Annotated in this window: 13 protein-coding genes; 6 read left to right on the top strand and 7 right to left on the bottom strand. The window is 55.7% G+C overall.

The features are described 5' to 3' along the window. Positions 1 to 9: 9 nt before the first annotated feature. Positions 10 to 951, top strand: a complete 942-nt coding sequence (gene fabY / locus ABLU80_RS16555) for a fatty acid biosynthesis protein FabY (RefSeq protein WP_015368966.1) — start codon at positions 10 to 12, stop codon at positions 949 to 951. Positions 952 to 982: 31 nt separating this feature from the next. On the opposite strand, the gene ABLU80_RS16550 is transcribed toward fabY, so the two are convergent. The 5 genes from ABLU80_RS16550 to fdnG all read right to left on the bottom strand — a co-directional run bounded on the left by ABLU80_RS16550 (position 983) and on the right by fdnG (position 7,658). Next, entirely contained in the window at positions 983 to 1,885 is a 903-nt protein-coding gene (locus ABLU80_RS16550) for an alpha/beta hydrolase (protein WP_063445914.1), read from the bottom strand. 249 nt (positions 1,886 to 2,134) lie between these two features. After that, positions 2,135 to 3,064: a formate dehydrogenase accessory protein FdhE gene (fdhE, locus tag ABLU80_RS16545; protein WP_015368963.1), complete on the bottom strand. Its 930-nt coding sequence runs from the start codon at positions 3,062 to 3,064 to the stop codon at positions 2,135 to 2,137. A gap of 5 nt (positions 3,065 to 3,069) precedes the next feature. Further along, positions 3,070 to 3,696, bottom strand: a complete 627-nt coding sequence (gene fdoI / locus ABLU80_RS16540; protein WP_015368962.1) for a formate dehydrogenase cytochrome b556 subunit — start codon at positions 3,694 to 3,696, stop codon at positions 3,070 to 3,072. Then, on the bottom strand, positions 3,693 to 4,595 hold the full coding sequence (fdxH, locus tag ABLU80_RS16535) for a formate dehydrogenase subunit beta (protein WP_015368961.1): 903 nt from the start codon (positions 4,593 to 4,595) through the stop codon (positions 3,693 to 3,695). The genes fdoI and fdxH overlap by 4 nt, the downstream gene beginning before the upstream one ends. A 12-nt stretch (positions 4,596 to 4,607) precedes the next feature. Then, a complete protein-coding gene (gene fdnG / locus ABLU80_RS16530) occupies positions 4,608 to 7,658 on the bottom strand; it encodes a formate dehydrogenase-N subunit alpha (protein WP_086538089.1) in 3,051 nt (1,016 codons plus the stop codon). Positions 7,659 to 7,815: 157 nt separating this feature from the next. On the opposite strand from fdnG, the gene fdhD reads away from it, so the two are divergent. Both fdhD and ABLU80_RS16520 read left to right on the top strand, forming a co-directional pair. Beyond that, positions 7,816 to 8,652 carry a formate dehydrogenase accessory sulfurtransferase FdhD gene (gene fdhD / locus ABLU80_RS16525; RefSeq protein WP_026612185.1) on the top strand — a complete coding sequence of 279 codons (837 nt, stop codon included), beginning with the start codon at positions 7,816 to 7,818 and terminating at the stop codon, positions 8,650 to 8,652. Positions 8,653 to 8,780: 128 nt separating this feature from the next. Then, the gene (locus ABLU80_RS16520) at positions 8,781 to 8,993 is read left to right on the top strand and encodes a YdgH/BhsA/McbA-like domain containing protein (protein ID WP_015368957.1); all 213 of its coding nucleotides are present in this window, start codon (positions 8,781 to 8,783) and stop codon (positions 8,991 to 8,993) included. A gap of 44 nt (positions 8,994 to 9,037) precedes the next feature. On the opposite strand, the gene ABLU80_RS16515 is transcribed toward ABLU80_RS16520, so the two are convergent. Both ABLU80_RS16515 and ABLU80_RS16510 read right to left on the bottom strand, forming a co-directional pair. Further along, entirely contained in the window at positions 9,038 to 9,361 is a 324-nt protein-coding gene (locus tag ABLU80_RS16515; protein WP_015368956.1) for an AzlD domain-containing protein, read from the bottom strand. Continuing rightward, a complete protein-coding gene (locus tag ABLU80_RS16510) occupies positions 9,361 to 10,020 on the bottom strand; it encodes an AzlC family ABC transporter permease (RefSeq protein ID WP_015703937.1) in 660 nt (219 codons plus the stop codon). Before ABLU80_RS16510 ends, ABLU80_RS16515 begins: the two co-directional genes overlap by 1 nt. A 100-nt stretch (positions 10,021 to 10,120) precedes the next feature. Between ABLU80_RS16510 and ABLU80_RS16505 the strand changes: the two genes are divergently transcribed. The 3 genes from ABLU80_RS16505 to ABLU80_RS16495 all read left to right on the top strand — a co-directional run bounded on the left by ABLU80_RS16505 (position 10,121) and on the right by ABLU80_RS16495 (position 13,020). Beyond that, entirely contained in the window at positions 10,121 to 10,669 is a 549-nt protein-coding gene (locus tag ABLU80_RS16505) for a helix-turn-helix domain-containing protein (protein ID WP_015368954.1), read from the top strand. A gap of 200 nt (positions 10,670 to 10,869) precedes the next feature. Continuing rightward, positions 10,870 to 12,081, top strand: a complete 1,212-nt coding sequence (locus ABLU80_RS16500; protein WP_045362496.1) for a ribokinase — start codon at positions 10,870 to 10,872, stop codon at positions 12,079 to 12,081. A 15-nt stretch (positions 12,082 to 12,096) separates the two neighbouring features. After that, complete coding sequence (locus ABLU80_RS16495) at positions 12,097 to 13,020, top strand: dihydrodipicolinate synthase family protein (protein WP_047080264.1); 924 nt, start codon at positions 12,097 to 12,099, stop codon at positions 13,018 to 13,020. Positions 13,021 to 13,025: the final 5 nt, after the last annotated feature.

Here is a 13,025-nt window from a genome sequence, read left to right as displayed (position 1 = left end):
AGTACAGCTATGTATCACCTTCGTGTACCGCAAACAGAAGAAGAGTTAGAAAGCTATTATCAGTTCCGCTGGGAGATGTTGCGTAAGCCGCTGCATCAGCCTAAAGGGTCGGAACGCGACGCCTGGGATGCCATGGCGCATCACCAGATGGTCGTCGATGAAGAGGGCAATCTGGTTGCCGTCGGCCGGCTGTATATTAATGCGGAGAATGAAGCCTCGATCCGTTTTATGGCCGTTCATCCTTCCGTTCAGGATAAAGGTTTAGGCACCCTTATGGCGATGACCCTTGAGTCAGTCGCCCGTCAGGAAGGGGTGAAGCGGGTGACCTGTAGCGCCCGTGAAGATGCGATGGAGTTTTTCTCTAAACTGGGCTTTGTGAACCAGGGTGAAATCACCACGCCGACAACCACGCCGATTCGCCACTTCTTGATGATTAAACCCATTGCTTCACTGGACGACATCCTGCACCGCGGCGACTGGTGCGGCCAACTGCAGCAGGCCTGGTATCAGCACATTCCGCTGAGCGAAAAGATGGGGGTGCGCATCCAGCAGTACACCGGGCAGAAATTTATCACCACCATGCCCGAAGCGGGAAACCAGAATCCGCACCATACGTTATTTGCCGGCAGCCTGTTTTCGCTCGCTACCTTAACCGGCTGGGGGCTAATCTGGTTAATGCTGCGCGAGCGGCACCTTGGCGGCACGATTATCCTTGCCGATGCGCATATCCGTTACAGCAAGCCGATCAGCGGGAGGCCGAATGCCGTGGCCGATTTGGGCTCGCTAAGCGGCGATCTCGATCGCCTGGCGCGCGGACGTAAGGCTCGCGTGCAGCTTCAGGTCGAACTGTTCGGTAACGATAAGCTGGGCGCCGTTTTTGAGGGAACCTATATCGTACTGCCCGCGAAGCCGTTCGGTTCGTATGAAGAGGGCGGGAACGAGGAAGAGTAACCCGCCTCCGGCATTATTATTGGCCTGGCGTTTACGTACGCCAGGCGATATCGCGCATCGCCTGCTTTGCCGCGAGGCTTATCCCGCCTAACTGAAAGAAACCGTGAATGACGCCCAGATAGCGCTGGCAGGTGCTTTCTATCCCTTGTGCTATTAACCGCCGGTACAGCGCTTCTCCCTCATCGCGCAAAGGATCAAATTCGGCCGTCAGGATATGAACCGGCGGCAGCCCGTTAAAATCTTCGCGCCCCAGCGGACTGGCTTCCGGATGGGTAGCGGGTGTGGCCGCTAAATACATTTCGTAGCCGCTAAGCAGCGTATCCCGGGTAATGATGTAATCCTCGCCGTTGCTGGCATAGCTTGCCATGCTGGCGGTAGCGTCGAGCATAGGGTAAATCAGGATAAGCTGCGCAGGTTGCCATACTCCCGCCGCTTTCAGGCGTAGCGCAGTGACCAGGGCGAGGTGGCCGCCGGCGCTGTCGCCGGCCAGCGTGATGCGCGCGGCGTCAACGCCAAGCCGCTGCGCATACCGATAGATAATGTTGGCGCCTCGTTCCGCATCATCGTGCGCCGCCGGAAAAGTGTACTCCGGCGCCAGACGGTACTGCACGGCGATCACCCGGCACCCACTGAACCAGGCAAGCTGGCGCAATTGGTTGTCATGGGTGGCAAAGCCGCCGCTCACAAAACAGCCGCCGTGGTAATACACAATGGTGGGTAGCAAGCCGTTGTTTTTTGGCGGCGAGACGACGCGAAAGGTCATGTCATCGAGCGTGATGTCTTCAACCTGCACCCGCGTTTCCGTTTCCCCAGCGAGAACGGTGCTGGCGAGATAGCTGTTTCTCCGGTCATCAATACTCTGTTCCCGTGATGATGGCCGCCCCGCGGCAATAAATTCCTCAACCAGCGAAGCAATACCTTTTTCCAACGTCATGGTAAGTCCCTTTTACTGGATTAATATCCAGTGTTATAGCCTGGTTTTTGCGAAAAAGATATACCGAATAAAGCCGCGATCGCATTGTGGAAAGCGGCTCGCAAAAGCGTATTTCTCAGCAAAGATCTGCTTCTTCTGTTGAACAATATCTGGAGAAGCAGGATCGGGATAAGGAGAGCATTTCCGGCGTGGTCACGCCGTATGAATGATAACGAGCGACCTGAGTCGCCCGTTATAGGTGCGCAGAACTTACTCCCCTTCGCCGGGGAACATGAACGGGTTAATTGAGCTTCTGGCGAAGCCTTCCTGTTCCATACGAGCATCGAGTACCAGCGAGGCTAAATCGTCGGCAACGGCTTCGACTTTCGGGTCTTTCTCCTGATACATAATCTTCAGGTAGCTCCCGCAGTCGCCGCAGCTTTCGGCTTTCACCGCCGCCTGCTCGTTATCCAGCGACCAGTAGTGCAGGTCGCGGCTCTGTTCGCAGTTGCTGCATTTTACGCGTACCACATGCCATTCGGTTTCACACAAGTTGCAGTGCAGATAGCGCAGCCCCTGAGTGGTGCCGATTTGCACGATGCTGGAGACCGGCATCGAGCCGCAAACCGGGCAGAACTGGCGATGCTCGCCGTATTCGGCGCGCGCTTTCCCCGGGATCAGGCTGGCCATTTGCGCCCAGTACAGCGACAGCGCGGCCCAGATAAACGGCGCTTTGTCGCTGCTGACCGAGGCGAAATCGGAAGCAAACAGCGCGCTGGCCATCTCTTCCAGTTCCGGCCCGGAGGCTTTTTCCAGGTTCTCGATAACCGACAACGCCGGGCCGCTCATCTCAGGTTTCAGCTCGGCGATCAGTGAATGCAGCAGCTTGTGCCAGTGTTTATCACGCGGTAATACGTGAATATCCAGCGGCGGCTTGCCCTGATCGTTGGCCTCTTTAATGCGGGCAGTCAGATCCATCTGCAACGGATGGTCGTACAGCACCACTTCCTGCGCATGAGCGATCAGCGCGGCAAAGCGCAGGTAATCGCCCAGCGGGTTGTTGGCGGCCAGCTCGCGCAGACGCTCCGCGCGGCGGTTATAAAGATTCTTCAGTCTGGGGAACAGTAGCGGCGGAATTGCTTCCGCCGTGCGTTTCTCGCTCGAACCCAGCTCGTCTTGCGGGATTATGCGAATACTCATGCAGTCTATTTTTCCTGTTTCTGGCGGACTTCACGGTACCAGCGCGGGTGATGTTTCTTCGCCCACGTTTTGGTAACCCAGCCTTCCACCATCGCGGTAATGGTGCCTTTCACCCAAAGGGCGGCGTAGATATGCACCATGATAACCACAATTAACGCGACTGCGGCAAAAGAATGCAGCATCAGCGCGAATCGGATCACCGGGATTGAGAATGCAGGCGCAAAGTACGGACGCCAGATGATCACGCCGCTTACCAGCAGCAGCACCAGGAAAATAATCGCCGCCCAGAATACGCATTTCTGGCCGAAGTTATAACGCCCGGTATCGCCTACTTCCTCGTTGACGACGATCTTACGAATATTCTTCGCCCAAAAGATATCATCCCGATTGATTAGGTTGTGATGCCAGTAACGGAAAAACATGATGATAAACGACGCGAACATCACCACCCCGACGAACGGGTGGAGAATACGCGCCAGCTGCGGCGTACCGAGAATATGCATCAGCCAGTTAAACGACGGGAAGAAAAAGCCTAACCCGCTTACCGCCGCCAGAATAAAGCAGAAGGCGGTTATCCAGTGGTTGATGCGTTCCGGCGCCGTGTAGCGCACGATGGTGTCACGTTTTCTCATTTGCGCACCTCGTCTTTCTCTTCATGCAGGTTGTCTTCTTCTTCATCTGCGCGGTTCGGACCGACGCCGACGTAGTGGAAGATACTGGCTGCGAAGGTCGCAGCAAAGCCGACCGCCGCCAGCGGTTTCCAGATACCTTTCCAGAATTTCACCGTTTGGCTGATTTCCGGATTCTCTGGCAGACCGTGGTAGAGATTCGGTTTATCGGCATGGTGCAGCACGTACATCACGTGGGTGCCGCCAACGCCAGCCGGATCGTACAGACCCGCCTTGTCATAACCGCGGGTTTTCAGCTCTGCGACGCGCTCGCCGGCCAGCGTTTTCATATCCTCTTTCGAACCAAAGTGGATAGCGCCGGTCGGGCAGGTTTTCACGCAGGCCGGCTCCTGGCCGACAGTCACGCGGTCTACGCACAGCGTACATTTGTAGACGCGGTTGTCTTCCGGGTTCAGGCGCGGTACATCGAACGGGCAACCTGCGATGCAGTAGCCGCAGCCGATACACTGCTCAGACTGGAAGTCGACGATGCCGTTAGCGTACTGAATGATCGCGCCTTCTGACGGACAGGCCTTCAGGCAGCCCGGGTCAGCGCAGTGCATGCAGCCATCTTTACGAATAAGCCATTCCAGCTTGTCGTTTTGTTCCACTTCCGAGAAGCGCATGACCGTCCATGACTTGGCGGTCAGGTCCGCCGGGTTGTCATACACCCCAACGTTGTTACCCACTTCGTCACGGAGATCGTTCCATTCGGAACAGGCCACCTGGCAGGCTTTACAGCCGATACAGGTGGTAACGTCGATAAGCTTCGCCACTTCCTGCTGGTGGTCCCGCGCCTGAGGCGCGGGAGTGAAACCGTTAGTCGCGGAACGACGAATAATATCTTGCGATTGATAAGCCATAAGTCGTCTCCGTTACACCTTTTCCACGTTCACGAGGAAGGCCTTAAACTCCGGCGTCTGCGTGTTGGCGTCGCCGACAAACGGCGTCAGCGTATTGGCGATAAAGCCTTTTTTCGCCACGCCTTCGTAGCCCCAGTGAATAGGAATACCGATGGTATCCACCTCTTTACCGTGAACCTGCAGCGTACGAATACGCTTGGTCACCACCGCCTTGGCTTTGATATAGCCGCGGTTAGAGGAGACCTTCACGGTATCGCCGTGGCCAATGCCGAGCTTATTCGCCAGTTTTTCGCCGATCTCCACAAACTGTTCCGGCTGCGCGATGGCGTTAAGCAGCGCGTGTTTGGTCCAGTAGTGGAAGTGCTCGGTCAGGCGGTAAGTGGTGCCGACGTACGGGAACTTCTCGGCCTTGCCCATCTGCTCGAGATCGCCTTTAAAGACGCGAGCGGCCGGGTTAGAGACCACGTTTGGATGCAGCGGGTTAGTCCCCAACGGCGTCTCAAACGGTTCGTAGTGTTCCGGGAACGGCCCTTCAGCCATCTTATCGATAGCGAACAGACGCCCCATCCCTTCAGGCTGCATGATAAACGGACCGACGTCGCTGCCAGGGGCGGCGGCGCTGTAATCCGGAATATCCACTCCGCCCCATTTCGCGCCGTCCCATTTCAGCAACTGACGCTTCGGATCCCACGGTTTACCCTGCGGGTCCGCGGAGGCGCGGTTATACAGAATGCGGCGGTTTAGCGGCCATGCCCAGGCCCAGCCCAGCGTATTGCCGAGGCCTGACGGGTCGGCGTTATCGCGGCGCGCCATCTGGTTGCCTTCCGGCGTCCAGCTACCGGCGAAGATCCAGCAGCCGCTGGAAGTCGTGCCGTCGTCGCGTAGCTGTGCGAAGGAGCTCAACTGCTGCCCTTTCTTAACGATTACCGCGCCGGTTGCCGGATCGATGATATCCGCCAGCGCTTTACCGTTGCTTTCCATCGCCACTTCTTCAGACGCCGGCTCGTGCGGCGTGGAGTAGTTCCACGTCATGTTGAGCACCGGCTCCGGCGTTGGGCCGCCTTCTTCGGCATACATCTTACGCAGGCGGGTGAAGATACCGGCGAGGATTTCACCATCGGTCACGGCGATCCCCGGGGCGTCTGCGCCTTTCCAGTGCCACTGCAGCCAGCGGCCGGAGTTGACGATAGAACCGTTTTCTTCGGCGAAGCAGGTGGACGGCAGGCGGAACACTTCGGTCTGGATTTTCGCCGGATCAACATCGTTGGACTCACCGTGGTTTTGCCAGAAGGTGGACGTTTCAGTGTTGAGCGGGTCGATGGTCACAAGGAACTTCAGCTTCGACAGGGAAGCCACTACCTTGTTTTTGTTCGGGAACGAGGCGACCGGGTTAAAGCCCTGGCAAATGTAGCCATTCACTTTGCCCTGATTCATCATCTCGAAATACTGCAGCACGTCGTAGCTCTTATCCCACTTCGGCAACCAGTCAAAGCCCCAGCTATTTTCCGCCGTAGCTTTATCGCCGAAGAAGGCTTTCATCATGGAGACGAAGAACTTCGGATAGTTGCCCCAGTAGTTCACCTGATCTTTTAACAGCGGTTTTGGCGTGTTGGCGCTCAGGTAGGTCTGCAGGTCGGCCTGTTTTTCATTAGGCAGCGACATGTAACCCGGCAGGCTGGTTGAGAGCAGGCCGAGGTCGGTCAGACCCTGGATGTTGGAGTGACCGCGCAGGGCATTGACGCCGCCGCCTGCCATCCCCATGTTGCCAAGCAGCAACTGGATCATCGCCATGGTGCGAATGTTCTGCGCGCCGATGGAGTGCTGGGTCCAGCCGAGGGCATACAGGAACGACGCGGTTTTATCGTGCGCGCTGGTTTCTGCAATATATTCGCAAACTTTAAGGAAATCGGCCTTCGGCGTACCACAGATGTTTTCGACCACATCCGGCGTATAGCGGGAAACGTGCTGTTTTAGCAGATTCCAGACGCAGCGTGGATGCTGCAGCGTGGTATCGCGTTTGGCGAAGCCGTTTTCATCCAGCTCATAGTTCCAGCTGGTTTTGTCATACTGGCGTTTTTCGGCATCGTAACCGCTGAACAGACCATCATCAAAGCTGTAGTCCTCACGCACGATCAGGCTGGCGTTGGTATAGGCTTCGGTGTATTCACGGTTGAATTTTTCGTTATTCAGCAGATACAGGATGACGCCCGACAGGAAGGTTATGTCGGTACCGGAACGAATCGGGGTATAGAAATCAGCCACCGACGCCGTACGCGTAAAGCGCGGATCGATAACGATGAGCTTGGCGCCGTTATGAATTTTGGCTTCCATCGCCCAGCGGAACCCCACCGGATGCGCTTCTGCGGCGTTACCGCCCATCACTACGACCAGGTTGGCGTTTTTAATATCAACCCAGTGGTTGGTCATCGCACCGCGACCAAATGTTGGAGCAAGACTTGCTACCGTTGGTCCGTGTCAGACACGCGCCTGGTTATCCACCGCCAGCATCCCGAGGGCGCGGGTGAATTTCTGCGTTAAATAGCCGGTTTCGTTACTGGAAGCGGAGGCGCACAGCATACCGGTGGTCAGCCAACGGTTAACGGTAGTGCCGGCGCTGTTTTGGGCGATAAAGTTGGCGTCACGGTCTTCTTTCATCAGCTTCGCGATGCGATCGAACGCTTCGTCCCAGCTGATTTGCTGCCATTTATCAGAACCTGGCGCGCGATATTCCGGGAATTTCAGGCGGCTTTCAGAATGGATAAAGTCCACCAGACCGGCCCCTTTCGGGCAGAGCGCACCACGGTTTACCGGATGGTCCGGATCGCCTTCGATATGGAAAATGGATGCTTTGGCGTTTTTCGCACCGTCGCCGAGGCTATACATCAATAGCCCGCAGCCAACGGAACAGTACGTACAGGTGTTGCGGGTTTCGCGAGTACGCAGCAGTTTGTACTGCCGGGTTTCCGCGAGCGCAGTAGCCGGGGCAAAGCCCAGCGCTGCTGCCGTCGTGCCTGCCATACCGCCAGCGCAGATCTTAAAGAACTGCCTTCTGCTGACCTGCATGGTTCGCTCCTTGTTTCGACATTGTCACATGTAGTTATTTACTTTGCGGTGAAGGCCGCAAAGGTTCAGAATTGAGTTAATTTCCCTCGGTCCTGGAGGGATATAAAAACAGAATACCACATTGTGTGTATGCCTGTTCCAATACGGTTAAATGAAAGTGAATAAGAACCTTCCTGAACAAATCAAAAATGTGACAGATGTCACAGGTTATCGCCAGGTTACCCTCTGGAAACGTGAGGATTTGCAACATCCTCAGCCAGACGAGGTAGCAGAAGAGGTACCCGTCGCTCTGGTTTATAACGGCATCTCGCACGTCGTCATGATGGCGACGCCACGTGACCTGGAACATTTCGCCGTCGGTTTTTCCCTATCTGAAGGGATTATACAAAGCCGACAAGAGATCTACGGGATGGACGTGGTACAGGCCTGTAACGGGGTAGAAGTGCAAATCGAACTCTCCAGCCGCCGGTTTATGGGGCTGAAAGAGCGCCGCCGGGCGCTCGCCGGGCGTACCGGCTGTGGAGTATGTGGCGTCGAGCAGCTAAATGATATCGGTAAGCCCGTTGAGCCACTGCCCTTTAGCCAGACTTTTGCGCTCTCTCATCTCGATCGCGCGCTCAAACAGTTAAATGAGGTTCAGCCAATCGGCCGCCTGACCGGCTGTACGCACGCCGCCGCGTGGGTGCGCCCTGACGGCGAACTGGCGGGCGGGCATGAAGATGTAGGCCGTCACGTTGCGCTGGATAAACTGCTGGGTCGCCGTAGTGCAGAAGGAGAGGGCTGGCAGCAGGGCGCGGCCTTAGTCTCCAGCCGCGCCAGTTATGAGATGGTACAGAAGGCCGCGATGTGTGGGGTGGAAATTCTGTTTGCGGTCTCCGCGGCGACGACGCTGGCGGTGGAAGTCGCCGAACGTTGTAATCTGACGCTGGTGGGGTTCTGCAGGCCAGGCAGAGCGACGATTTATACTCATCCGCAGCGTCTTATTGCCGGTTAAATGTTGGTCAGTTTTTTTGAAAGATGACAGCAAATCCTTCCGCTTTTAGTTACGGGATGTGAAGACTATTATTTATCACATCAAGGCACGGTGCCTTATCCAAACAACTAAATGAAAGGGTTTATATCATGAAAAGCATCAAAACTTTTGTCGCTGTTATCGCTCTGGCCGCTTCTTTCGGTTCTTTCGCCGCGCAATCCGTGACCGCCACCGCCTCCACTATGGACGCCGCGGAAGCGAAAATCGCCGCTCAGGCGCAGGCTGCCGGCGCGTCTTCTTACACCATTACCGAAGCGTTTAACGGTAACCGCGTGCATATGACCGCTGAACTGAACAAATAAGTTAGCAAGTAACTACCGTCGAAAGAGCGCCTCAGGGCGCTTTTTTAGTTTATGCCCGCCAGGCGTAGCAACGCCGTCACCACTGCCGCGGCGATAATCACCACGATAAGCGGCATCTTGCGCCAGGCAAGGAATACGGCAAAACCGACGCCCAGTACCCGCGCCATGCCGGAAAAATGCTCGCCTTCATAAAAGGTGGTCGCCAACGCCACGGAAAATAGCAACACCGTCGCGGCATCAGAAAGCAGCGCCTGCGAGCGCTCGGAAAACGCTAAACGACTGCCAAGCTTTGCCCCACCCAAACGCATCAGATATGTGCCGATCGACAGAATCGCGATCCCGGCGATAAACAGCGTCATATTGCCCATTATTTTTTCCTCGCCAGTAAGCCAAACAATGAGAGCAGAACCGGTAATCCAACCGGTGCGAAGGGCACGGCGGCCAGCGAAATAACCGCGCCGCTGCAGGCGCGAATCAGTGTGGTACGTTTTTTAAAAGCCGGTACCACCAGCGCCAGCAGGATGGCCGGGAATACCGCATCCAGGCCGATGGTTTCTGGAGCGGGTAACAATTTCCCGACCCCGGCGCCCAGCAGGGTACCGAGCGGCCAGATGAGCGCCACACCCAGGCCACAGAGCCAGTAGGCGGCTTTCCGTTGCTCCGGGGTTTTCTGCGACAAGCCGAACACCACGCTCTCATCATTCATAATGTGGCAGCCGAGCAGGCTGGCGGCGCGTGCGCCGACCAGATCGCGCACGGTGACGCCAAAAGGAACGTGGCGGGCGTTCACCAGTAAGCCTGCTGCTGCGGCGGCGAGAGGGTTACCGCCGCTGGCGACAATACCGATAAACATAAACTCAGAGGCGCCGGCCAGCACCGTAATGGAAAGGACAAACGGCACCCACAGCGGAAAACCGTAGGCCATCGCTAATGAACCGTAAGACATGCCGACCACACCAACCGCCAGGCATACCAGAACGATTGCTTTAATGGTGTCCCCACTGAGACAGGAAAATTTGTAACGCATACGCTTTAGCCATATCGAACGAATTTCCATTATAATGAACGCAACAGAATGGTTTTTCAAGGCGAACGATTCGTTCGATATAAAATACGAGGAGCGGTGTATGACACAGCCCATCAGCGTAATTGCTAAAAGCCTGACGCGCGAGCGCTCGCGCACTGGACTCTCACTGGCGGAGGTGGCGCGCCGCGCCGGGATAGCCAAATCGACCCTGTCACAGCTGGAATCCGGCAATGGCAACCCTAGCCTGGAAACATTGTGGGCGCTGTGCGTGGCGTTGGATATTCCCTTCGCCCGTTTGCTGGAACCGCAGGCCAACCAAACCCAGGTGATTCGCCGCGGCGAAGGCACCAAAGTGGTTGCTGAACAGGCCAACTATCAGGCCATTTTGCTGGCGGCTTGCCCTCCCGGCGCGCGTCGCGACATCTATCTGTTGTTGACGCAGCCCGGCGCCGATCGGATCTCGCACCCGCACCCGCCCGGGTCGGTCGAACATATTATTATCACTCAGGGGCGCGCGCGCGTTGGCCTCACCGAAGCGCCAGAAGAGCTGGGGGAAGGGGATTACATCTGCTACCCGGCCGATCGGGAACATCTCTTTCAGGCGCTGGAGCCGGATACCCAGGCGCTGCTGGTGGCAGAGCAAAATTAGTCATAATCTGCGCATTTTATTCTGATGCGCAGAAGATTATTTCATTTCCCATTAATGATTGAGTGAATTATTTATTCACTCATTTTCTTTATTGTTTTTCCATTTTTGTTTCCTTCCGTTTTGCCTGAAAACATGGGATTGATGTCACTCTTCCTGCCGGAAGGGGTTCGTATACTTAATTCGTGACATTGGGGCCTATTATGTTTTTAGAAGAACGTAGAAAGCATATCCTAAAATATTTAAACGATCATGAGCGTGGTTTTGTTAATTATTTTGCTGCTTATTTTAGTGTTTCAAAAGAAACCATTCGCAGTGATTTAAATATTCTTGCAGAAATGGGATTGGTGCAACGTTGTTATGGCGGAGCGATTATTTCCCGGCACAATTTAAAGGCTGAGCTTATTTCTGAAACCGGTGATAGTTTCGGCGTGCTGCTGCAGCCGATTAACCATCGGAAACCTACGGCGAGCGGTCAGCAGAAAGGAAAATCGATGAACGGCAAAGTGTGTGTATTCGGCTCATTTAATGTGGATATCGTGGCCCGAGTGGAGCGTTTTCCGCGCGGCGGGGAATCGCTACTGGCGCTCGCCAGCAGCCTTGGGCCCGGTGGCAAGGGGGCGAATCAGGCGACGGCGGCCAGTAAAGCCGGCGCGCAGGTCCATTTTGTCGCTAAGGTGGGCAAGGATCAGTTTAGCCACCTGGCGGCCGATCATCTCACTCGTTCAGAAATACACTCCTATACGCTTTATCAATCTGAGAGCGAACCTACCGGCAATGCCATTATTTATGTTTCGCAGGAAAATGGCGAAAATATGATTGCTATTTACTCCGGCGCCAATACTACAATAACTCATAATGAGATTGAGGCGATTATTCCTGAACTTAGCGCCTCCGACGTTTTACTTGTTCAGCTTGAGAATAATTTTGATGCCACTCATTCGCTAATAAAAATAGCCAGGGAACTCGGTAAGACAGTCATTCTCAATCCGGCGCCATACTCGGCGGAAATTATCAAAAGCATTCCTTATATCGATGTGATTACACCGAATGAAACCGAGGCTTCATTATTATCCGGTATCGACATTCACGATGTTGATACTGCCAAAGAAGCCGCGCTGCGCATCGCTGAATTAGGCGCAAAGAAAGTGCTGATTACCATGGGATCGCGCGGGGCGCTGCTGCTGGATAATCGCCAGTTTAGTCAAATTCGCGCCTTTCCGGCGGTTACCGTCGATACCACCGGCGCTGGCGATGCGTTTAATGGCGCGCTCGCCGCCTCGCTGGCTGCCGGCAACACCCTGGTTCAGGCTGCGACCTGGGCTTCTGCTTTCGCCTCTCTGGCCGTCGAGCTGGAGGGGGCTTCCAACATGCCTGACTTTGCGCAGGCAAATGCCCGACTCCGTACCCTCTAATCCAGGAAAAATACGATGAAAACGATTAACGGTGTTGTACCCGTCATGCTGACCCCTTTTACCGCTGACGACCAGATTGATTATCCGGCGCTGGCGAAGCTGATCGACTGGTATCTGGCAAAAGGCGTGGATGCGCTTTTTGCCGTCTGCCAGTCCAGCGAAATGCAATATCTCAACTTACAGGAGCGTGTCGAGCTGGCGCGTTTCGTGGTGCAACGCGTGGCGGGGCGCATTCCAGTCATTGCCTCGGGCCATATCAGCGATGATCTGGCGGCGCAAAAAGAGGAGTTGCTGGCAATGGCGCAGACCGGCATTGATGCGCTGGTGCTGGTCACTAATCATCTTGATCCGCGTAATGAGGGCAGTGAAGTCTTTTTCGCTACCCTGCAATCGCTGTTGGCGGCTTTACCTTCTTCCATGCCGCTGGGGCTGTATGAGTGCCCGGCGCCGTATCGCCGCCTGCTTAGCGACGACGAGTTCGCCTGGTGCGCCAACAGCGGTCGTTTCGTGGTGCTGAAAGATGTGAGCTGCGATCTGCCTACCGTTGAGCGCCGCGTGCGTCTGGCGCAGGGAACCCCGCTAAAGGTCATCAACGCCAATGCTGCGATCGCCTGGCCGGCGATGCTGGCGGGCGCCGAAGGTTTCAGCGGCGTGTTCACCAACTTCCATCCCGAACTGTATAGCTGGCTGTGGCGGGAAGGCAAAAATCAGCGGGCGCTGGCCGATGAACTGGCGATATTTCTGTCGCTGGGCGCGGTAACCGAAACGCTGGGCTACCCGAAAAACGCCAAAATTTACCATCAGCGCCTCGGGACCTTCGACAGTATCGCCTGCCGGGTTAATAAAGACGATGTGCTGAGCAAATTCTGGGGGCTGACGGTGATCCTCGACCAGATCCGCGCCGGGACTGAACTGTGGCAGCAGCGGATCGCCGGCTAAGGGAG

The sequence above is a fragment of the Klebsiella sp. CN_Kp104 genome (assembly GCF_040064515.1).
Classification (GTDB): Bacteria; Pseudomonadota; Gammaproteobacteria; order Enterobacterales; family Enterobacteriaceae; genus Klebsiella; species Klebsiella aerogenes.
This window is presented reverse-complemented; position numbering and strand designations above follow the sequence as displayed.

What these genes read in the sequence shown, in the direction of transcription:
- fabY (WP_015368966.1), top strand. Translation starts at nt 10, where the DNA reads ATGTATCACCTTCGTGTACCGCAAACAGAAGAAGAGTTAGAAAGCTAT.
- ABLU80_RS16550 (WP_063445914.1), bottom strand. Translation starts at nt 1,885, where the DNA reads ATGACGTTGGAAAAAGGTATTGCTTCGCTGGTTGAGGAATTTATTGCC.
- fdhE (WP_015368963.1), bottom strand. Translation starts at nt 3,064, where the DNA reads ATGAGTATTCGCATAATCCCGCAAGACGAGCTGGGTTCGAGCGAGAAA.
- fdoI (WP_015368962.1), bottom strand. Translation starts at nt 3,696, where the DNA reads ATGAGAAAACGTGACACCATCGTGCGCTACACGGCGCCGGAACGCATC.
- fdxH (WP_015368961.1), bottom strand. Translation starts at nt 4,595, where the DNA reads ATGGCTTATCAATCGCAAGATATTATTCGTCGTTCCGCGACTAACGGT.
- ABLU80_RS16520 (WP_015368957.1), top strand. Translation starts at nt 8,781, where the DNA reads ATGAAAAGCATCAAAACTTTTGTCGCTGTTATCGCTCTGGCCGCTTCT.
- ABLU80_RS16515 (WP_015368956.1), bottom strand. Translation starts at nt 9,361, where the DNA reads ATGGGCAATATGACGCTGTTTATCGCCGGGATCGCGATTCTGTCGATC.
- ABLU80_RS16510 (WP_015703937.1), bottom strand. Translation starts at nt 10,020, where the DNA reads ATGCGTTACAAATTTTCCTGTCTCAGTGGGGACACCATTAAAGCAATC.
- ABLU80_RS16505 (WP_015368954.1), top strand. Translation starts at nt 10,121, where the DNA reads ATGACACAGCCCATCAGCGTAATTGCTAAAAGCCTGACGCGCGAGCGC.
- ABLU80_RS16500 (WP_045362496.1), top strand. Translation starts at nt 10,870, where the DNA reads ATGTTTTTAGAAGAACGTAGAAAGCATATCCTAAAATATTTAAACGAT.
- ABLU80_RS16495 (WP_047080264.1), top strand. Translation starts at nt 12,097, where the DNA reads ATGAAAACGATTAACGGTGTTGTACCCGTCATGCTGACCCCTTTTACC.